The sequence below is a fragment of the Aeromonas sp. 2HA2 genome (genome assembly GCF_029237345.1).
Taxonomy (GTDB): domain Bacteria; phylum Pseudomonadota; class Gammaproteobacteria; order Enterobacterales; family Aeromonadaceae; genus Aeromonas; species Aeromonas salmonicida.
Genome location: NZ_JAACGB010000002.1, coordinates 567,892 through 587,672, shown reverse-complemented (window position 1 = coordinate 587,672; position 19,781 = coordinate 567,892). Strand labels below are relative to the sequence as shown.

General features: G+C 62.0%; 12 protein-coding genes. 7 read left to right on the top strand and 5 right to left on the bottom strand.

All coding sequences use genetic code 11. From position 1 onward, the window contains the following. Positions 1 to 31: 31 nt before the first annotated feature. The 3 genes from GWQ29_RS06065 to GWQ29_RS06055 form a co-directional block, all read right to left on the bottom strand. Positions 32 to 3,784: an AAA family ATPase gene (locus tag GWQ29_RS06065; RefSeq protein ID WP_275918986.1), complete on the bottom strand. Its 3,753-nt coding sequence runs from the start codon at positions 3,782 to 3,784 to the stop codon at positions 32 to 34. After that, a complete protein-coding gene (locus GWQ29_RS06060; protein ID WP_265462494.1) occupies positions 3,781 to 5,007 on the bottom strand; it encodes an exonuclease SbcCD subunit D C-terminal domain-containing protein in 1,227 nt (408 codons plus the stop codon). Before GWQ29_RS06060 ends, GWQ29_RS06065 begins: the two co-directional genes overlap by 4 nt. Positions 5,008 to 5,111: 104 nt before the next feature. After that, a complete protein-coding gene (locus GWQ29_RS06055) occupies positions 5,112 to 5,540 on the bottom strand; it encodes a GNAT family N-acetyltransferase (RefSeq protein WP_005312341.1) in 429 nt (142 codons plus the stop codon). A 179-nt stretch (positions 5,541 to 5,719) separates the two neighbouring features. On the opposite strand from GWQ29_RS06055, the gene rdgC reads away from it, so the two are divergent. From rdgC to GWQ29_RS06035, 4 genes are all read left to right on the top strand, one after another. Further along, a complete protein-coding gene (rdgC, locus tag GWQ29_RS06050) occupies positions 5,720 to 6,631 on the top strand; it encodes a recombination-associated protein RdgC (RefSeq protein WP_275918985.1) in 912 nt (303 codons plus the stop codon). Positions 6,632 to 6,805: 174 nt separating this feature from the next. Next, a complete protein-coding gene (gene ggt, locus GWQ29_RS06045; RefSeq protein WP_275918984.1) occupies positions 6,806 to 8,587 on the top strand; it encodes a gamma-glutamyltransferase in 1,782 nt (593 codons plus the stop codon). Between the two features lie 372 nt (positions 8,588 to 8,959). Next, entirely contained in the window at positions 8,960 to 10,612 is a 1,653-nt protein-coding gene (gene ybaL / locus GWQ29_RS06040) for a YbaL family putative K(+) efflux transporter (RefSeq protein ID WP_275918983.1), read from the top strand. Between the two features lie 407 nt (positions 10,613 to 11,019). Continuing rightward, positions 11,020 to 12,201, top strand: coding sequence for a M28 family metallopeptidase (locus GWQ29_RS06035; RefSeq protein ID WP_265433678.1), 1,182 nt, complete (start codon positions 11,020 to 11,022; stop codon positions 12,199 to 12,201). Between the two features lie 77 nt (positions 12,202 to 12,278). On the opposite strand, the gene GWQ29_RS06030 is transcribed toward GWQ29_RS06035, so the two are convergent. Next, positions 12,279 to 12,503 carry a hypothetical protein gene (locus GWQ29_RS06030; RefSeq protein WP_275919015.1) on the bottom strand — a complete coding sequence of 75 codons (225 nt, stop codon included), beginning with the start codon at positions 12,501 to 12,503 and terminating at the stop codon, positions 12,279 to 12,281. 303 nt (positions 12,504 to 12,806) lie between these two features. On the opposite strand from GWQ29_RS06030, the gene pykF reads away from it, so the two are divergent. The 3 genes from pykF (at position 12,807) to GWQ29_RS06015 (ending at position 18,892) form a co-directional block, all read left to right on the top strand. Further along, on the top strand, positions 12,807 to 14,219 hold the full coding sequence (pykF, locus tag GWQ29_RS06025) for a pyruvate kinase PykF (RefSeq protein ID WP_099992100.1): 1,413 nt from the start codon (positions 12,807 to 12,809) through the stop codon (positions 14,217 to 14,219). Between the two features lie 147 nt (positions 14,220 to 14,366). Next, a complete protein-coding gene (gene mscK, locus GWQ29_RS06020) occupies positions 14,367 to 17,690 on the top strand; it encodes a mechanosensitive channel MscK (protein ID WP_275918982.1) in 3,324 nt (1,107 codons plus the stop codon). 191 nt (positions 17,691 to 17,881) lie between these two features. After that, positions 17,882 to 18,892, top strand: coding sequence for a beta-propeller fold lactonase family protein (locus GWQ29_RS06015; protein ID WP_169046566.1), 1,011 nt, complete (start codon positions 17,882 to 17,884; stop codon positions 18,890 to 18,892). Positions 18,893 to 18,980: 88 nt separating this feature from the next. On the opposite strand, the gene GWQ29_RS06010 is transcribed toward GWQ29_RS06015, so the two are convergent. Then, positions 18,981 to 19,721 carry a dienelactone hydrolase family protein gene (locus GWQ29_RS06010; RefSeq protein ID WP_275918981.1) on the bottom strand — a complete coding sequence of 247 codons (741 nt, stop codon included), beginning with the start codon at positions 19,719 to 19,721 and terminating at the stop codon, positions 18,981 to 18,983. Between the last annotated feature and the right edge of the window lie 60 nt (positions 19,722 to 19,781).

The window sequence follows — 19,781 nt, the reverse complement described above, 5'->3', positions numbered from 1 at the left end:
GGGGCCTTTTGCCATGGCTGAAACGCCACCATCAGGGCAACACCACCCGACTCTCACCACCACCGAGGGCCTCGACCCGAATTTGCACACCGATCCGCTCCACCAGGGTCTGCACATGGGAGATGATGCCTATCTGGCGGCCGGCCGCCTGCAGGGAGTCGAGGCTGGAGAGCGCGAGATCTAGGCTGTCCGGATCCAGGGTGCCGAAGCCCTCATCGATAAACAGCGACTCGACCTGGGTCTGGCGCGACGATAGGCTGGAGAGCGCTAGCGCCAGCGCCAGCGATACCAGGAAGCTCTCGCCGCCGGAGAGGGAGTCCACAGAGCGCACCTCGTCCCCCATGTCGAGATCTACCACCTGCAGCGCCAGATCCGTGCCGGGTACCCGCTCCAGTCGATAGCGCGGCGACAGCTCGCCGAGCTGGGCATTGGCCTCCAACAGCAGACGCTCCAGGGTGAGGCTCTGGGCGAAGGTGCGCAGCTTGGCGCCGCTGGCGGAACCGATAAGCTCGGACAGCTGCTGCCAGTGATCCGTCACCGCCTGCTGGCGACTCAGCTCCTCTTGCAAGGAGCCAGCCTTGAGGGCCGCCGCCTCGGCCTGGGCCAAGGTACTCTTGCACTGGAATAGCTGCTCCTCCAGCTCGCGACAATGGGCCTCGCAAGCGCCAAGACGCTCGGCAAGGGCCTCGGTGGAGAGCGCCGTCAGGTCACCGTGATGCTCACGATAACGCTCCCGTTTCACCTCCTCCAGCGCCAGCGCCCGTTGGCGTTCGGCCAGCCGGGTGCGCGCCTCGGCCAGGGCATCATCCAGCCCCTGCAGGGCTGTGCGGCGGGCCTTGAGCTCCTCCGGATGGATGGCCAGCAATCGGCGCAGATCATATTCGGCAATCCCGAGCCTGGTAGCATGGGCAGCCCAGCGCCCCAGTACCTCGCGGCGGCGGCGACTGCTCACCTGTTTGTCCTGCTCAAGATGGGTCAACCGTGTCTTGAGCTCTGTCTGTCGCTCCCTTGCGGCCCGCAGTGCGCCCACCGCCTCTTCGAGTTGATTGGCTCCCCGTGAAAGTCGCTGCTGCCACTCGCCCTCGACCTCGGCGATGGCACGTCCCCCAAGACACGCCTCGCGGCTGACCAGCAGTCCCTGGCGCTGTTGCTCGGCCTCCTTGTAGTCGCGCTCCAGCTTGTGCAGCTGTTCATTCTGGCTCTGAACCCTTGCCTCCTGCGCACTGAGCGCCGGGGTCAGGCTGGCAAGTTCGCTGCCCAGCTGCTCCCACTCGCGCTGTCCGTGCAGATAGGCCTCACAGGTCTGCTGCCATTCGAGCCACTGCCGACTGCCGAGCCATTGACGCCAGGGTTCGGCCCCCATCTGTTCATCGAGCCGGGTTTCACCCTGAACCAGGCGCTGGCGCAGCGTGACTTCCTGCTCGGCCAGCGCTTTGAGCTCGGCCTCCCACTCTATCTTCTGCCGCTCGGCCTCCTGCCACTGCTGCTCAAACTGCTGATGACGGGTTGTGAGCTGAGTCAGCTGATTGCGCAGCCCCATCAGCATCTGCTGACCTTGCTGGGCCTGTTGCAGCTGTCGCTGTCCGGCCACCAGACCCAGCTCCAGCGCCTCCCCCTGTGCCAAGAGATGCGCCAGCAGATCTGCCCACTCCGCGGGGCTTTGCCGCAAGGGCAGACCGTGGCCCAACAAGGTCTCACCACCCCACTGCAACCAGCGCTGGGTCAGCTGTTCGGCTCTTGCCTCCAGCTCGGGTTGGTGTTGCTGGCGGGCAACCAGCTGACGAGTCAGCTCGACGCGCTCGCTCTCTCCCTGAATATGTTGATGATTGAGCCGCTCCCACTCCAGCTCCAGCTGGCGGGCACGCTCGGCCAGCTGGGCCAGGATACCGGCCACCTGCGGCTGACTCTGGCGATAGGGATGCTCCTCTGCGCCACACAGCGGGCAAGGCATGCCATCGCTGAGCACGTGGCGATACTGCTCGAAGCTGGCGACGGCACGGGCCTGATCCAGCGCATGACGCGCCTCGTCACGCTGAAGCCCGAGTCGCTCCAGCGCAGGTACCAGCTCCTCGTGCTGGATGGCCAATCGGTGCAGATGTTGCTCGAGCAGTGCCATCTCTTGCAACAAGCGCTCCTGTTGCTCGCTGTGATTACGGCCTGCCTCCGCCAGCTCCAGCAATTGGCGCACCCGTGCCAGCTGTTCGGTCTGGGTCTGACGCTGCTCCTGCGCCTTGGCGACCTGACCATCCCACTCCTGCGCCTGCAACTGGTCGTGCTGCTGTTGCAGCCGGGCGCGCTCCTGCTGCCAGTAGTCCCGCTCCTGCTGTCCCTGCTCCAGCCGGCTGTTGAGATCCCGCAGGGCATGGCTCTTGTGCTCACGGCTTTGCAGCAGATGTTGCAGTTGATCCCGACCCTCGGCCCAATCCTGCATGGCCGCCAGCAGGGGTTGCCACTGGCGTGCCAGGGGGGCCAGCGTCTTGCGCTCCTCGAGCCAGAGCGCCCATTGCTGACGCCGCACCTCGAGCGCCTGCACCCGGCTCGCCTGCTGTTGCCACTCCTGTTGCAGAGCGACTTGCAGCGCGCGGGCCTGCGCCCCCTGCTGCTGAACTTCCTGCAACTGGCTGCTCTTCTCCCTGATGCGGGTATCGAGCTCCTGCGCCCGCTTGAGTTCGGGTTGCAGCGCCCCCCATTCGCGCTCGGCGGCTATCTTGTCGGCAAGCAGTTGTTGCTCGCGCAGCGCGGCCTGCTGCTGGGTCTGCTCGACCTGTTCGAGCTCGGGGCCCAGCTGGCCAATGAGCTGCTCTTGCTGCTGCACTTCCAGGGTGAGGCGAGCAAGTTCATCGTGATCGGCGCGGGCCACCTGGGCCTGCTCAGCGCGGCCAAACTCCTCCCGTTCGGGAGCCCCCTGGGCATGAGCCGCTTCTGCAGCGGCCAGTGCCGTCTGCCCCTCCTCGCAGGCCAGCAACTGGGCGGCGATGCGATCGTTGAGGTCCCGCAAGTCCTGCAACAGCTGGCGCTGCTGCTGCTCGTGCTTGAGGCTGGTGGAGAGCGCCAACTGCTGGGCGACCCACTGCTCGCGGGTCGCCTCGTCCATCAGCGCCACGTCGCCGAGCCGTTGCCCGATGGCGGCCAATTTTTGCTGCTCCTCCCGCGCCCGTTCATGGGTCTGGATGGAGATGGCGGAATAAAGCTCGGTGCCCGTCATCCGTTCGAGCAGGGCGGATCGCTCGTCGGCACTCGATTTGAGAAACGCGGCGAACTCCCCCTGGGGCAGTATCACGGCGCGGCGGAACTGCTCCCAGGAGAGCCCCACCAGCTCGTCGATGCGATCCTGCAGCTCCCGCTTGCTGCCGGAGAAGACCTGACCCGACGCCACGTCGGTCAGGCTGCGCTCCTGGGCCTGAAAACGCCCCTCGGAACGGTTGCGCGCCCGGCGCACCGCCCAGCGGGCCAGCCAGATGCGGCCATCGCAGCCGCGAAACCGTACCTCGGCACAGCCGCTGGCGTGGCCGCGACTGAGGATGCCCCGCACGTCGTTGGCCTTGAGCTTCTCTTCGTCATCCGCTCGGCCTACCTCGGCCACGTGCTTGCGATTGGCGATAAAGCGCGGCATCTCGTCGTACAGCGCCAGACAGATGGCATCGAGCAATGTGCTCTTGCCGGCACCCGTGTTGCCCGTGATGGCAAACAGCCCTGCGGCGCCGAGCGCCCCCCTGGTAAAGTCGATGGTGAAGGCACCGGTCAGGCTGGCCAGGTTCTCACCGCTGAGGGACAGGATCTTCATGCGCCGGACTCCTTCACCTGTTGCAATATCTCTTCAAACGAGGCGACCAGTTCGGCCTCGGGTTCACCGTCAAACTGGCGCTGATAGCAGAGCCTGAACACCTCAGTGGGGGAAAGCTCATCCAGCCTGCGCTGGTTCTGGCCATCGGCCAGCCCCTGGCCAGAGCCCAGATAGCGGGTACTGATACGGGCCAGGCGTACCGGCTTGCCCGCTAGCGCCGCCAAGATGCGTTCGCGGATGCGGGCCTCGGGTCTGGGCAGCAGCAGTCGTACTTCGAGGAAGGGTTGTGCCTCGCTGGGCAGCGTTGGCAGGGACAAGGCCTCTATGGCCTTGATCGCCCCTTCCAGTTCGCTCTCGGGCAGGCGGATCATCTCTACCGCGCGGGGCACAGGGATCCGCTCCATGCCCACCAATTTGCCCCCCTCAAACGTCACTTCCAGCACCTGATGGTTGTAGTTGGCCTCGGCCAGCGAGAGCGGCAGTGGCGAGCCGCTGTAGTGAACACCCTCGGCCGGGCTCTGGGCCAGATGGAGGTGACCGAGCGCCGTGTAGTCGGCGCTGGCAAAAATATTGGCAGGCAGGGCATGCTGGTTGCCGCCGAGTACCCGCCGCTCTGAGAGCTCGGAGAGCTGGCCTGCCGCCAGATAGGCGTGGCCCATGGCGATCAGTGCCTGCTCGGGTTCGCAGCGTGCACGACCTTGCGTCAATACCTCTTCATAGACCCGCCGTACCCCTTCAATCAGCCGATCCTGACCCTCTTCAAGCTGTTCAACCCTCAGGTCGCTGCTGCGCAGGAAGGGGACGGCAGCGCACCAGGCGGCCACCTTGCCTTCCCTGTCTTGCAGCGGCACCAGCAGGCGGTCGGTCTCAAGCTTGCCCTCACTGTCACGGCTGATGCTGCCCACCAGATGCAGATCAAAGGCGCGCAGCAGTTCGTGAGGGGCATCCAGCTTGGAGGGAGAGTCGTGGTTGCCGCCGATCAGCACCATGTTGAGGTGGGGCATCTCGGCCCGCAGCCTGGCCAGAAAACGGTAGAGTTGCTGCCAGGCGCTGGCGGGGGGATTGGCGGTATCAAACAGATCGCCCGCCACCAGCAGAGCATCGATCTGCCGCTGCTTGATGGTATCGGTCAACCAGTCGAGGAAGCTGTCGTGTTCGAAGCGGCGTTCATGGCCATGGAGTTGATGACCAAGGTGCCAGTCGGCGGTATGCAGGATTTTCATGAGAAATCGACTCGGATCCAGGAGAGGTGCCAGCGGCACCCGATGGAGACAAGATGAGGATGCCAGCCTCTCTTTTCAAGCAAAACAGGCCGGTGGCGTCAGATTCAGGCGGGCTCGCAACACATCTTGTACTGGGGATGACCGGTGAGGGGATCCGACTCCTCCCCCTGGATCACGAAACCGTGGCGGCGGTAGAAGCGCACCGCCTGCGCATTTTCCACGAACACCCGCGCATGCAATCTGGCCCCCTGCGCCTTGGCCTCCTGCAGCAGGGCATGGCCGACGCCGCGCCCTTGCCGGTCGGGGCGCACGAACAGGGCAGCCAGGTAATCCTCCACCAGTGCCATGAAGCCGAGCAGCTCGCCGCGCTCCTCGAACACCCAGATGCGGGCGTGGTCGAGATAGCGGGTGCGCAGATCCTCCTGGGCCTGCCACCAGCAGGAGGCATCGACGAAATCGTGGGCCTGCAGGGAGGCCAGCAACCAGATTTCGACGATCTCTTCCATGTCCTCGGACCGACTCGGCCTCAACATATTTGCATCCTTGTTAACAATCTGAACACCCGCAGTCTAGGGGACTTTGATGACAGGGTTGGGGACGAACATGACTCCCTGTGAACTCGATCGTCATTTTTTTACGAGAATGATTGGCTGATCACAAAGCGCCTCTCTAGTACAATGCCCGCCGGACAATCTATGAGACCGAGGACGCCATGTGGTTTAAAAACCTGCAGATTTATCGCTTTACCCGCCCCTTTGACCTGACAGTGGATCAGCTGGAAACCCAGCTCGAGGCCTGTGCCTTCACCCCTTGCGGCAGTCAGGACATGTCCCGGTTCGGTTGGGTCAAGCCCCTTGGCAAATTCGGTTCGACCCTGACCCACTCCGCCTCAGGCCACATCCTCATCTGTGCCCGCAAGGAAGAGAAGATGCTGCCGGGTACCGTCATCAAGGAAATGCTGGCGGAGAAGGTAGAAGCGATCGAATTCGAGCAGGGTCGCGCCCTCAAGAAGAAAGAGAAGGAAGCGCTGAAGGAGGAGATACTCCACACCCTGCTGCCCCGCGCCTTCAGCCGCACCAGCCAGACCTTCGCCTGGATCAACCCGGCCGACAATCTGATGGTGGTGGATGCAGGCTCCGCCAAGAAGGCGGACGATCTGCTGGCACTGCTGCGCAAAAGTATCGGCACCCTGCCGGTGGTGCCCGTGGCCCTCAAGAACCCGCCCGAAATCACCATGACAGAGTGGCTGAGCGAGGGTAACCTGCCCGCCACCTTCGCACTGGAAGACGAAGCCGAGCTGCGCAGTGCCATGGAGCACGGCGGCATCATCCGCTGCAAGCAGCAGGATCTGATGACCGACGAGATAAAGAACCACCTGGCCAACGACAAGCTGGTGACCAAGCTGGCTCTGAACTGGGGCGAGACCCTGAGCTTCGTGCTGGGGGACGACCTCTCCATCAAGCGTCTCAAGTTCAGCGAAGAGCTGCGCGAGCAGAACGACGACGTGACCAGCGAAGATCCCGCCGCCCGTCTGGATGCGGACTTCGCGCTGGTCACCTCCGAGCTGGCCCAGTTCATCCCGGCGCTGTTTGCCGCCCTGGGTGGCGAAGAGCAGTCCATCTGATCAACGCCTGCTTGCATTGCACAAACCGCCCGAGTGGCGGTTTTTTTGTGTCTGCGGCACATGACCTTTATTGATAAATGAGTAAGGTATTGATCCAGTTCAACAACTTGAGCAACCAGTGCCAATCGTGACATAGTCGTCCTTCGCGCTCATAAAACAGACAAGGAGAGTGTCATGTTGCTCAAACCCGCAGGGCTGGCCGTTGCCTTCGCCCTCCTGGCCGGTTGTGCCAGTGACAAGGGCTTTCACTATGCCCCGCCCCCCCAGACCCTGATCGCCCCGGAAGCCGCCAGCGGCTGGACAGACAAACAGGGCTGGCAGGGCCATGACTTCATGGTGGCTGCGGCCAACCCGCTGGCAGTGGATGCGGGCTACCAGATCATCCGGGCGGGCGGCAGCGCCGTCGATGCCGCCATCGCCGTGCAACTGGTACTGACCTTGGTGGAGCCGCAATCCTCCGGTATCGGTGGCGGCTCCCTGCTGCTGGTATGGGATGGCAGCAAGGTTGCGGCTGTGGATGGTCGCGAGACGGCCCCTGCCGCCGCCACGGATCAGCTGTTCATGAAGGATGGCAAGCCCATGGCCTTCTATGACGGCGTGGTGGGCGGTCGCTCTGTGGGTGCGCCTGGCACGGTACGGGCGCTGGCGCTGGCCCATCAGCGCTACGGCAAGCTGCCCTGGGCTGCGCTGTTCGAGCCCGCCATCACCCTCGCGCAGCAGGGGTTTGTCATCAGCCCGCGCCTCGCCACCCTGCTGGCAAAAGACCCCTATCTCGCCAAAGACCCGGATGCCCGCGCCTACTTCTATCTGCCCGACGGCACACCAAGGCCCGCCGGCAGCACGCTCACCAACCCGGCACTGGCCCGGGTGCTGAAGACCCTGGCCACACAGGGGGCGGATGCCTTCTATCAGGGGCCGCTGGCAGATGCCATGGTGGCCAAGGTGCGCCAGCATCCCACCAATCCCGGTGTGCTGGCGGCGGCCGATCTGGCCAGCTATCGCGCCAAGCTGCGCGACGGCCTCTGCTTTGACTACCGTCAGAGCCAGATCTGCGGCTTCCCGACCCCCTCCTCCGGCACCATAGCCCTGGGACAGATCTTCGGCATGCTGGAGAACCACAACATGGCGGCCCTCAAACCTGTGACGACGCCAGAAGGTCTACTTGCCGCGTCAAGCGATGCCGTCCACCTCTACAGCGAGGCGGCGCGGCTCGCCTTCGCCGATCGCAACCAGTACGTGGCAGACAGCGATTTTGTCAGCGTGCCGGTGAAGGGGCTGCTGGACAAGGGCTATCTGGCCGAGCGGAGCAAGCTTGTCGGCGAGCGCTCCATGGGGATCGCCCAGCCCGGTACGCCACCGCTGGCAATGGCTCGCGGCAAGGATGCAACCCCCGAGCTCCCCTCCACCAGCCATGTCTCCATCGTCGACAAGGCGGGCATGGCGGTCTCCATGACCAGTTCCATCGAGGATGGCTTCGGTTCGCGGCTGATGGTCAACGGCTACCTGCTCAACAACCAGCTCACCGATTTTTCCTTCACCTCGGTGGATGCCGCCGGTCTGCCGGTGGCGAACCGGGTCGAGCCTGGCAAACGGCCACGCTCCTCCATGTCCCCCCTGCTGGTGTTTGACAAGCCAAGTGGCGAGCTGACCATGACGCTGGGCTCACCGGGGGGCTCCGCCATCATCAACTACGTGGGCAAGACGCTGCTCGGCACCCAGGATTGGGGGCTGAACCTGCAGCAGGCCATCAACCTGCCCAACTTTGGCAGCCGCAACGGCCCCACCGAGCTGGAGCTTGGGCGCACACCGCAGAGCGTGGTCGAGGGATTGAAAGCGAGAGGCCACGAAGTGGTACTGAGCGAGCAGACCTCGGGTCTGCAAGGGGTCGAGCGCAATGCCGGCGGCTGGTTCGGCGCCGCCGATCCGAGACGCGAGGGCATTGCCAAGGGCGAGTGAGTACCAGCGTATCTTCACCAAGGCGACCTCAGGGTCGCCTTGGTGCTTGTGACGTGCTGGCACCCACCTATACAGGGAAAATCATCAATGATGAATTATTCCTGCCAACGAAATGGATAAAGGCGCCCCTTTCCCCCTGCATTTCGACACTTATGCACTTTTAATCGCAAATAAGCGTCAAAATGTGGATAAATATTGCTTTTAAGCAAAATTTGTATTATTTTTCAACAGAAACGACAACTGTTGTCCCCAATATCCAGTGTTCGCTGCGGCCAACATCTGTCTCTTTCGCCCCCTGCTCATTGACAGCTGCCCTCTTCATCCCCTGCGGTGATCTGGTAGCCCCCTGACTGCCATTAGCGAGGTGACGACATGGACCACTCCCTTCCCCTTATCACGACTCTGGTGGGCGGCTTCGTGCTCGCCTACGTACTCGGCATGCTTGCCCATCGTCTCAAGATCTCCCCCATGGTGGGATATCTGGCGGCCGGGGTGATTTCGGGCCCCTTCACACCGGGCTATGTGGCCGACATGGCGCTGGTGCCCGAGCTGGCGGAGCTGGGGGTCATATTGCTGATGTTCGGGGTCGGCCTGCACTTCTCCTTCAGCGACCTGATGTCGGTGAAGAAGATCGCCATCCCGGGGGCCATAGTCCAGATAGCGGTCGCCACCTTGCTCGGCATGGGGCTCTCCTCCCTGCTGGGGTGGGATTTCACCGCCGGCCTGATGTTCGGCCTCGCCCTCTCCACCGCCAGTACAGTGGTACTGCTGCGGGCGCTGGAGAGCCGCCAGAATCTGGAGATCCTGCAGGGGCGCATCGCCATCGGCTGGCTCATCGTCGAGGATCTGGTGATGGTGCTGGCGCTGGTGATGCTGCCCATACTCGCCAATATCCAGCACGGCGATCAGAGCATGAGCTGGCAGAGCATAGCGCTGGATCTGAGCTGGACCCTCGGCAAGGTCGCCCTGTTCGTGGCGCTGATGATGGTGGTGGGCAGCCGCTTCATTCCCTGGTTGCTGGCTCACACCGCCAGCACTGGCTCCCGCGAGCTGTTCACCCTGGCGGTACTGACCGGCTCCCTTGGCATCGCCTTCGGGGCGGTCAAGCTGTTCGGCGTCTCCTTCGCCCTCGGCGCCTTCTTCGCCGGCATCGTCATGAACAGCTCCGAGCTGAGCCATCGCGCCGCCAACAACACGCTGCCGCTGCAGGATGCCTTCGCCGTGCTCTTCTTCGTCTCGGTGGGCATGCTGTTCAACCCGGCTGTGCTGCTGACGGATCCGCTGGCGGTGCTGGCCACCCTGTTCATCATCATGTTCGGCAAGTCGGTGGCGGCCTACGCCATAGTGCGGCTGTTTCGCTACAGCCAGCGCACAGCGCTCACCATCTCCGCCAGCCTGGCCCAGATCGGCGAGTTCTCCTTCATCCTGATTGGGCTCGCCATCGTGCTCAAGCTGGTGCCGGAAGCGGCCCGGGATCTGATCCTGGTGGGCGCCAGCCTCTCCATCATGCTCAACCCCCTGGTATTCAATGCCGTCGAGCGCTACCTGGAGAAGCACCCGGATGCCGACAACACCCAGGCACTGGCCGAGTGCAAGTGTCCGGCCGTCGAGATGAAGGAGCACACTGTGCTGGTGGGCTTTGGCCGGGTCGGCCGCCTGCTGGTGGAAGGGCTGCAAGCCGCAGGGCGGCCGCTGGTGGTGATAGAGCAGGATCCGCACCGGCTGGAGAGCCTGCACCAGGCCGGGATCCCTCATATCAATGGCAACGTGGCGAACGATGAGGTGCTGTGTCGCGCCGCCATCGCCGACGCCCGCTGGCTGCTGGTGGCCATCCCCAACAGCTTCGAGGCCGGCGAGGCCATCGCCCAGGCCAGACTGATCAATCCGGCCATCCGGGTCATAGCCCGTGCCCACAGCGATGACGAGGTTCACTTCCTCACCCGGCAGGGGGCAGACAAGGTGATCATGGGGGAGCGGGAGATAGCGCTCGGTATGCTGGCGGAAACCACTGGCGCCCCTGCATAAGCCCGTCACCACCAGACAAGAAAGGGGCCCATGGCCCCTTTCGTTTATCCCCCAGTCCACCCGTGACTGAATCGTGCTGACGATGGCTGATGAGTCATATCGGCAATCCCGAACGCACCTCAGCGTCATGGCACAGTTTGGCTCCCTTCGTCAGCCCCCCAACCGGGGCACCTCGGGTACCACCTTGCAACCACACTGCCACCCGCCTCCTTGTCAGCACAAAGCTCCGGCCAGCTCGGGACAAGCCCGGTGGTAAACAGCAGATTGTGCAGCGGCCCCCACCGGACGGGGGAGTCCGCATACCAGATGGGCAGATCCGGTGAACGCCCCCTTGGCTAGACTGGGGTGGTCGTCTTATGACACCCACCCATGCTAGTCACCTGTGACAATACCCGGAAGGATCCGACATGAAACTCTTTATGACCGCCCTCTTGCTTCCCCTGCTGCCCCTCGCCGTGCAGGCCGCTGAACCCGTCTGGATCACGGTCGGTGCCGATAGCGGCGTCGAACTCAGGCAGGTCAAGGCCAAGCTGGCCCCCCTGTTCAGCGCCAGCGGCGCCCCCATACAGCTGGCCCAGATAGAGGCGAGCGAGCTGGGTACCCTCTCCCACCTGATGCATGAAGGCCACCAACGCTGTGGCGGCTATGTGGTTCACAGCACGCTGGCAGATGCGCTGCAGAGCATGGCCCAACCCCTCAGCCAGAACCTGTTCAGCCCGCCGCCGCTGACTCAGGGTGCCAGTGTCAACCGGCTGCTGCCCTATCTGGATCAGGGCAACATAGTGGGCACCATCAGCAAGCTCTCCAGCTGGCGCAACCGCTACTACACCACCACAACAGGGGTGCAATCCGCCGACTGGGTCGCCAGCCAGTGGCAGAGCCTCGGCAGTGCCCTGCCCTGGGCCAGCGTCAGCCGGGTCAAACACAGCGGCTATCCGCAGCAATCCGTGGTGCTAACCCTCAAGGGCAGCCGCTATCCTGACGAAGTCGTGGTGCTCGGCGGCCACCTCGACTCCACCGCAGGCTCGGCTCCCAACAGCCGCACCCTGGCCCCGGGCGCCGACGATGATGCCTCCGGCATCGCCACCCTGACTGAAGTACTGAGGGTCATCGCCGAGCAGGGCCGCCAACCGGAGCGCACCCTGCAATTTATCGGTTATGCGGCAGAAGAGGTGGGCTTGCGCGGCTCCAAGGACATAGCGACCCGCTACAAGGCGGCCAACACCAGGGTACTGGCCGCGCTGCAGCTGGACATGACCAACTATCAGGGCTCGGTTGAGGATATCGTCTTCATGACCGATTACACGGACAAGGGACTGACCGGCTATCTCACCCAGCTGCTTGACGCCTACCTGCCGCAAATAAGCTATGGCTATGACAGCTGCGGATACGGTTGCTCGGATCACGCCTCCTGGCACAATCAGGGCTATCCCGCCGCCATGCCGTTTGAGTCACGCTTCAACGACTACAACCCCAAGATCCACACGGCGCAGGATACCCTGCAAAACTCCGATGCCTCGGCCGGCCATGCCCTCAAGTTTGCCCAGCTGGCCACCAGCTTCGCCATCGAGATGGGCAAGATCAACTGAGTGACACCCGGTTGAACAAGCAACAATAAGACAAGAAAGGGAGGCTCGGCCTCCCTTTCTTGCTCATCACACGGTTTTCAGCGGGATTGTGGATGCCAGCCAAGCAGACTGGCCTGACGTAGCGCTTGCCAGGCTGGGCGGGAGAGAAGAGGTTCACTGGCCGCCAGCATCTGGTGCAATTCGGCGAGCTCAAGGGCGATGACGGCCCCCTCCAGAGGCGCTGGATCATCCGGCCAGCAGCTGGCGGGCAGTGCCTGCATCCCGAGCAGGGCGAGGGAGAGTATCAGCAGATAGGGCGCCATATTGCGGCTCTCATGTTCAGTCACAGTGTCTATTCTTGTCGAGACTGATGACGGCTTGATGACAGGGAAGGATCGTCATTTTACAACATCTGACGAGGCTAACCGGCGCCGAGACACATATGGCAACATTTATGCCAGTTCTGCGAAAACCAGTTAATTTATGCCCTAAAAAGTAACCGGGAGGAAAACGTTATCCCTGAAAAGAAAACGTTATCTGGTCAAAACGTTGTTTCTGGATCATAAAAAGTATCCAAAAACTGGTGTATATTGCACGGCGGAAACTCCTTAACCATGAAGACTGACATGAAAAAGACCAAAATCGTCTGCACCATAGGTCCCAAGACCGAATCCAAAGAAATGCTGGCTAAAATGCTGGATGCCGGCATGAACGTCATGCGCCTGAACTTCTCCCACGGCGATTACGCCGAGCACGGTGGTCGTATCAACAACCTGCGCGCTGTCATGGCCGAAACCGGCAAGCACGCGGCCATACTGCTCGACACCAAGGGTCCGGAAATCCGTACCATCAAGCTGGAAGGCGGCAACGACGTTGCCCTGGTCGCTGGCCAGACCTTCACCTTCACCACCGACCAGACCGTCATTGGCAACAAAGACAAAGTGGCCGTGACCTATGCCGGTTTCGCCAACGACCTGCGCGTCGGCAACCGCATCCTGGTGGATGACGGCCTGATCGGCATGGACGTGATCGAAATCACCGAGCGTGAAGTCATCTGTAAAGTGCTGAACAGCGGTGATCTGGGCGAGAACAAGGGCATCAACCTGCCGGGCGTCTCCATCAAGCTGCCGGCCCTGGCCGAGAAAGACAAGCGCGACCTCATCTTCGGTTGTGAGCAAGGCGTTGATTTCGTTGCGGCTTCCTTCATTCGCAAGAAAGAAGACGTGCTGGAAATCCGTGAGCACCTGAGAGCCCACGGTGGCGAGAACATACAGATCATCTCCAAGATCGAAAACCAGGAAGGCCTGGACAACTTCGACGAGATCCTGGCTGTCTCCGACGGCATCATGGTGGCACGTGGCGACATGGGCGTGGAAATTCCGGTTGAAGAAGTGATCTTCGCCCAGAAGATGATCATCACCAAGTGCAACAAGGCACGTAAAGTGGTTATCACCGCCACCCAGATGCTGGATTCCATGATCAAGAACCCGCGTCCGACCCGCGCCGAAGCTGGCGACGTGGCAAACGCCATCCTGGACGGTACCGATGCAGTCATGCTGTCCGGTGAGTCCGCCAAGGGCAAGTACCCGCTGGAAGCCGTGACCATCATGGCCACCATCTGCGAGCGTACCGATGCCGTCATGCCGTCCAACCTGTCTGCTGCCAACGACAGCAACAAGCTGCGCATCACCGAAGCCGTCTGTAAAGGCGCGGTCGAGACCTCCGAGAAGCTGGACGCCCCGCTGATCGTGGTCGCCACCGAAGGCGGCAAATCTGCCAAGGCCATTCGCAAGTACTTCCCGCAAGCCTGGATCCTGGCCATCACCACCAACAAGAAAACCGCAGCCCAACTGGTTCTGACCAAGGGTGTGGTGACTCACGTGGTTGACAGCATTGCCTCTACCGACGATTTCTATCGCATCGGCAAAGAAGCAGCGCTGGAAAGCGGCATGGGTCTGAAGGGTGACGTGGTCGTCATGGTCTCCGGAGCCCTGGTACCGAGCGGTACCACCAACACCGCCTCCGTTCACGTACTCTAATCAGTCCTGAACCGATAAAACGGCGCCTGCGGGCGCCGTTTTTTTTATCTGCCCCCCTGCTTCACGTTCAAGCCCGGTGTTAGAATCCACGCGGATTCAATCCAAGTGGGAAATGTCCCAAATATCGCGTAATAACCCGGAAGTTTTATGCCCTCAACACGTTTCAAAAGAGCCTCGGCAGCCCTGTTGCCGCTGCTCTGCTTACTCATCAGCCTCTGCGCCCCACAAGCCATGGCGCAGGATGTGCCCCAACGGGCCAGCGTACAGCGGGCGCTCGATGCCCTCGGAAAATCAGATACCCTCACCGTCAGCCAGCAGGCCGACCAGAAGTTTCTGACAGACACCCTCAGCCTGCTCGACAGCATCGAGAAGGAGCACGCCAAGGCCAAGAGTCAAACCCAACGTCTCCGCTCTCTGCCGGGTGAGCTCAGGGACATCAGCGCCAAACTCGATGCCCTGACCCAGAACAAGAGCGCCGAGCAGATCAAGAGTGAGTACGCTCGCATGAGTCTGGCCGAGCTGGAGAGTCGCCAGCCCGAAGTCATTGCCAACATGCAGGATGCCCAGGAAACCCTCGGCACCATCGGCAGCCAGCTCACCAGTCTGCAAACCCTGCCGGAGCGGGCTCAGACCAACATGAGCCGTGCCTATCAGCGCAGCCAGGAGATCCGTACCCGCCTCAACGTCGGTGACGGCGTCAGCAGTGCCGAGAAGATGAAGCTGGGCGCAGAGCTGGCCTTGCTGGAGTTGCAACTGGCCAATCTGCAAAAACAGCTGGATAACCGCACCAGCATGCAGGATCTGGCGGTCAAGCAACGGGACTACCAGAATGCCCGCCTCGCCAACGAAGAGCAAAAACTGCAACTGCTGCAAGAGCAGAGCAGTGCCAAACGTCTGGGGGATACCGAAAAAACCGCAGAACAGACCGGTGAACTGGTCGCCATTGCCGACAACCCGCTGGTACAAAAAGAGCAGGAGCTCAACCATCAGCTCAGCCAGCAACTGGTCAGCGCCACCACCAATCTCAACAATCTGGTGCAGAAGAACCTGCAAGCCAAGAGCTGGCTGGAACGCGGCACCCAGACAGAGCGCAACCTGAACGAACAGGTACAGATGCTCAAGGGCAACCTGCTGCTGTCGCGCATCCTCTATCAGCTCTACCAGCAGCTGGAGTCGGCCCCTTCCACTCTGGTCAAGAATCTGGAAGAGCAGATCGCCGACCTGCATCTGGCACAGTTCGAACTGAGCCAGCAACGTGACCAGCTGTTCCAGAAAACCCAGTATCTGGACAACCTGATCGCCAGCAGCAGCGAGCCGGTCAGTGCAGAGGACAGAGCCAACCTCTCCACCCTGCTCGACACCCGCATCAGCCTGCTCGATCAGCTCAACCGTCAGCTCGACAGTCAGCTGACCAACGCCATCAGCCTGCAGCTGACCCAGCAGCAGCTGGCGCGGATCTACGCCTCCATCGAATTTACTCTGCAGCAACACATCTTCTGGGTCAGCAGCAACAAACCCATCGATGTGAAATGGTTCATCAACTGGCCAGCCCAGGCTTACAAGCAAGCCTCAGACTGGGTGCTGAAACCGGACTGGGACGGCTGGGGCGAGATGCTGCTGCCGGTTTCCCTGCTCGCCTTCCCGCTGCTGCTGATCGGCGGCCTGCTGATCTGGAAGCGCCCCTCCCTGCTCAATCGGCTGAAGCGGATCAACAAGGATCTGGGACGTTTTCGCCAGGACAGCCAGTGGCACACACCGCGCGCCCTGCTCTATACGGTGCTGCAACGCCTGCCGGGCAGCCTCTTCATTCTGGCGGCCGGTCTCTGGCTCGCTTACTGTGGCCTGCTCAGTGACAAGTTGATGCTCCAGATCACCCTCAACCTGGCCCTCGGTTATCTGGTGTTCAGCGTCTATCTGGCGGTGATGCGCCCGGGCGGCATTGCCGAATCCCATTTCCGTATTCCGAAGGCCGAGTTGCAGGCCAAGCGCACCAGCATGCGCTATCTCTGGTTGCCGCTGCTGCCCCTCATCATGCTCTCTACCAAGGCTGTGGTAGAGCCCTCGTCGCTGGGCAACGACGTTGTCGGTCAGGCGCTGACCCTGCTGCTGCTGGGCCTCACCACCTATCTGGTGTTCCCCATCTCTCGCGCCCTCATCAAGGGGGAGGGCAGCATGCAACAGTCGATCACTGCGGTCGCCCTGGCGCTGGCGCCGGTGGCACTGATGGTGCTGGTGGGACTGGGCTACTACTACACGGCGCTGAAACTGACCGGCCGTCTGGTGGAATCCTTCTACCTGCTAATCATCTGGAGCCTGGTCTACCGCACCTCACTGCGTGGTCTGGAGCTGGCGGCCCGCCGTCTGGCCTACCGCCGTGCCGTGGCCAAGCGTGAACACAAATCCCAGGAAGACGCGGAAGGTGGCGAGTCCATCGAGGAGCAGCCCATGGATCTGGAGGATGTCAGCCAGCAATCCCTGCGTCTGACCCGCACTGTACTGCTGCTGGTATTCGGCGTCGCCTTCTACTGGCTCTGGTCCGATCTGGTGGCGGTCTTCTCCTACCTCGACAGCATGGTGCTGTGGCACAAGAGCGTGGGCTCTGGCACCAGTGCCGTGCTCTATCCCGTCAGCCTGAGCGATGTGCTGACTGCCATCTTCATGCTGGGCGCAGCCTGGTCACTGGCCCGCAACCTGCCAGGTCTGCTGGAGGTGCTGGTGCTTTCCAAGCTGCGCCTCGCCCAGGGGACGGCCTACGCCATCACCACCATGCTCAACTATGTGCTGATCGGTGTGGGTACCCTGACCGCCCTCTCCCTGATGGGCATGCAGTGGGACAAGCTGCAGTGGCTCGCCGCCGGTCTGACGGTCGGGATCGGCTTTGGTCTGCAGGAGGTGGTCGGCAACTTCGTCTCCGGCATCATCATACTGTTCGAGCGTCCGGTACGGATCGGTGACACTGTCACCATTGGTACCTACTCGGGCACCGTCTCGCGGATCCGCATTCGGGCCACCACCATCACCGACTTCGATCGCAAGGAGGTGATCATCCCGAACAAGGCGCTGATGACGGAGCGGCTGATCAACTGGTCCCTGAGCGATACCGTCACCCGGGTGATCGTGCGGGTGGGAGTGGCTTACGGCTCGGATCTGGAGCTGACCCGCACCCTGCTCAAACAGGCAGCCGATGAGAACAGCCGCGTACTGAAAGACCCGGTACCCATCGTCTACTTCCTCACCTTCGGGGCCAGCACCCTGGATCATGAGCTGCGTTTCTTCGTGAGTGAGCTCGGCGATCGCAACCCGGCCGTAGATGAACTGAACCGCAAGATCGACGCCCTGTTCAAGGCGAACGGCATCGAGATCGCGTTCAACCAGATGGATGTCTACATCAAGAACATGAAGGGCGAAGAGCAGAAAGTGGAGTCCGACTCCACCCAGCCCTCCGCCCTGCCGGGCCCGCAGCCCGGCTGATGCATCAGGTATCAAACGCCAAAGGCCCCGTCATGGGGCCTTTTCATTGCCAGTTCTCCATCAGCCCAGCCAACTGGCTTTGCCGTCATGGCAACCCCCTGTGCCCGACCCGAACAAAAGAACAGGCAAGATCCCGGGGGATGGGGATAAGATTGGCCTGCCGTTGCCCATAATCAGGAGTGAGAAGCACAATGCAGCAAGTCGTTTATGTCGCCAGCCCCGGCAGCCAGCAGATCCATGTGTTTTCCCTGGCCGACTCGGGGGAGATGCAACTCTTGCAAGTGGTAAGCACACCGGGACAGGTACAGCCCCTGGTGATCAGCCCGGACGGAAAATGGCTCCATGCTGCCGTGCGCCCCGATTTTGCGGTGATAAGCTACCGGATCGACGCAGATGGCAAACTCGCAGAACAGGGCTCGGCCCCTCTGGCGGGCAGCGCCTCCCATACCGCTATCGATGCCAGCGGGCGCTTCCTGTTTGCCGCCTCTTATGCCTTCAACCACGTCACCGTCTCCCACATTGATGCCAGCGGCATTGTGCAGGCGCCGCACCAGCAGCTGGCCCCATTGATGACGGCTCACTCTGTTACCTTGCTGACGAACGAACAAGGAGAACAGGAGGCCTTGGTCGCCTGTCTCACCGAAGATGCCATCCGCCGCTTTATTCTGAGTGCAGATGGTCAACTGCTGCCCCACTCCCTGGGGGACTTGCATACCGCCACAGGGGCCGGGCCAAGACACTTGGCGCTGCATCCCGTCAATGGCGACATCTACTGCCTGAACGAGCTCGATTGCACCATCAACCGCTATCGGCGTGACGCGGGTGGCCAGATCAGGCAGCAACAGAGCCTGGATATGCTGCCCGAGGGATATCAGGGAGAGCGCTGGGGGGCGGATCTGCATGTCACGCCGAACGGCCGTTTTCTCTACAGCTGCGAGCGGGCCAGCAGCCTGCTGACCCTGTTTGGCATAGCTGAGCAAGATGGCAGCCTGACCACCCTCGCCCACTTCCCGACCGAGACCATGCCCCGCGGTTTTGCCATCGATCACAGCGGTCGCTATCTGGTGGCGGCCGGGCAGGCCTCTCACCAGGTAGCCATCCACAGTATCGATCCCGAACTCGGCCAGCTCACGCAGCTCGCGCGCCATCCTGTCGGGGAAGGGGCCATGTGGGTGAGGATACTGGCCTTGCCAACACAGTGAGATGCGAACAGTAAAAAGCCATGGCAGTGCCATGGCTTGAAATTGCTGTCTCGCTCTCTACCTCACTATTTATCTCACTCTGGTCGATCTAACCCCTGGTTACTTCCCCCAGGAATTCGGTGAAGCGCTGCCAGGCTTTTGCATCGGCATCGGTGCGGTAATTGTCCGAGCCAAACACACTGAACGCATGGGGGGCACCGCTGTAGCTGGTCGCCTCATGCTTGATGCCCGCACTCTCCAGCTCGGCAATGAGCGCCGCAAAATGACCGAGTGACACTGCCTGATCGGCGCTGCCGTGCTGAATGAGCAAATTCGCCCGGGTCTGCTGGTAATCCTGCCCGGCCGGTGTCTCCAGCCCGCCATGCACACTGACGATCCCCTTGAGACTGGCACCGCTGCGGGCCAGCTCAAGCACAGCGGCACCGCCGAAGCAGTAACCGACGGCCACGGCATTATCCAGCCGCCCCCCCTGCTTCGCAGCCTCGGTCAAGGCCCCTTGCAACAGCTTGCGCATCCTGGGCCTGTCTTGGTACAGAGCACCGGTAAGCCGTTTCTTGTCCTCCATGGCGGTCGGCCTGACTCCTGCACCGAACAGATCGGCGGCAAAGACGTTGTAGCCCAGCGCTACCAGCATCCTGGCTCGCTTGATTTCATACTCCGTCAACCCGTCCCAGTCATGTACCAGCACCACCAGCGGTGCCTGATTGTCAGTGGCTGCCAGGTAGTAACCCTCGAAGGGCTCACCATCGACCTGATAGGGCACAGCCCCGGCCTGAACAGCGCCACCCCATAGCAGCCCAAGTAAAAGCAGCATCCATCTTCTCTTCATCTTTCTCTCCCGGGTCATGAGCAAGCGTTCTGATTGTAGCCGCCGCGCCTGACGCCGCGC

What these genes read in the sequence shown, in the direction of transcription:
- GWQ29_RS06065 (WP_275918986.1), bottom strand. Translation starts at nt 3,784, where the DNA reads ATGAAGATCCTGTCCCTCAGCGGTGAGAACCTGGCCAGCCTGACCGGT.
- GWQ29_RS06060 (WP_265462494.1), bottom strand. Translation starts at nt 5,007, where the DNA reads ATGAAAATCCTGCATACCGCCGACTGGCACCTTGGTCATCAACTCCAT.
- GWQ29_RS06055 (WP_005312341.1), bottom strand. Translation starts at nt 5,540, where the DNA reads ATGTTGAGGCCGAGTCGGTCCGAGGACATGGAAGAGATCGTCGAAATC.
- rdgC (WP_275918985.1), top strand. Translation starts at nt 5,720, where the DNA reads ATGTGGTTTAAAAACCTGCAGATTTATCGCTTTACCCGCCCCTTTGAC.
- ggt (WP_275918984.1), top strand. Translation starts at nt 6,806, where the DNA reads ATGTTGCTCAAACCCGCAGGGCTGGCCGTTGCCTTCGCCCTCCTGGCC.
- ybaL (WP_275918983.1), top strand. Translation starts at nt 8,960, where the DNA reads ATGGACCACTCCCTTCCCCTTATCACGACTCTGGTGGGCGGCTTCGTG.
- GWQ29_RS06035 (WP_265433678.1), top strand. Translation starts at nt 11,020, where the DNA reads ATGAAACTCTTTATGACCGCCCTCTTGCTTCCCCTGCTGCCCCTCGCC.
- GWQ29_RS06030 (WP_275919015.1), bottom strand. Translation starts at nt 12,503, where the DNA reads ATGGCGCCCTATCTGCTGATACTCTCCCTCGCCCTGCTCGGGATGCAG.
- pykF (WP_099992100.1), top strand. Translation starts at nt 12,807, where the DNA reads ATGAAAAAGACCAAAATCGTCTGCACCATAGGTCCCAAGACCGAATCC.
- mscK (WP_275918982.1), top strand. Translation starts at nt 14,367, where the DNA reads ATGCCCTCAACACGTTTCAAAAGAGCCTCGGCAGCCCTGTTGCCGCTG.
- GWQ29_RS06015 (WP_169046566.1), top strand. Translation starts at nt 17,882, where the DNA reads ATGCAGCAAGTCGTTTATGTCGCCAGCCCCGGCAGCCAGCAGATCCAT.
- GWQ29_RS06010 (WP_275918981.1), bottom strand. Translation starts at nt 19,721, where the DNA reads ATGAAGAGAAGATGGATGCTGCTTTTACTTGGGCTGCTATGGGGTGGC.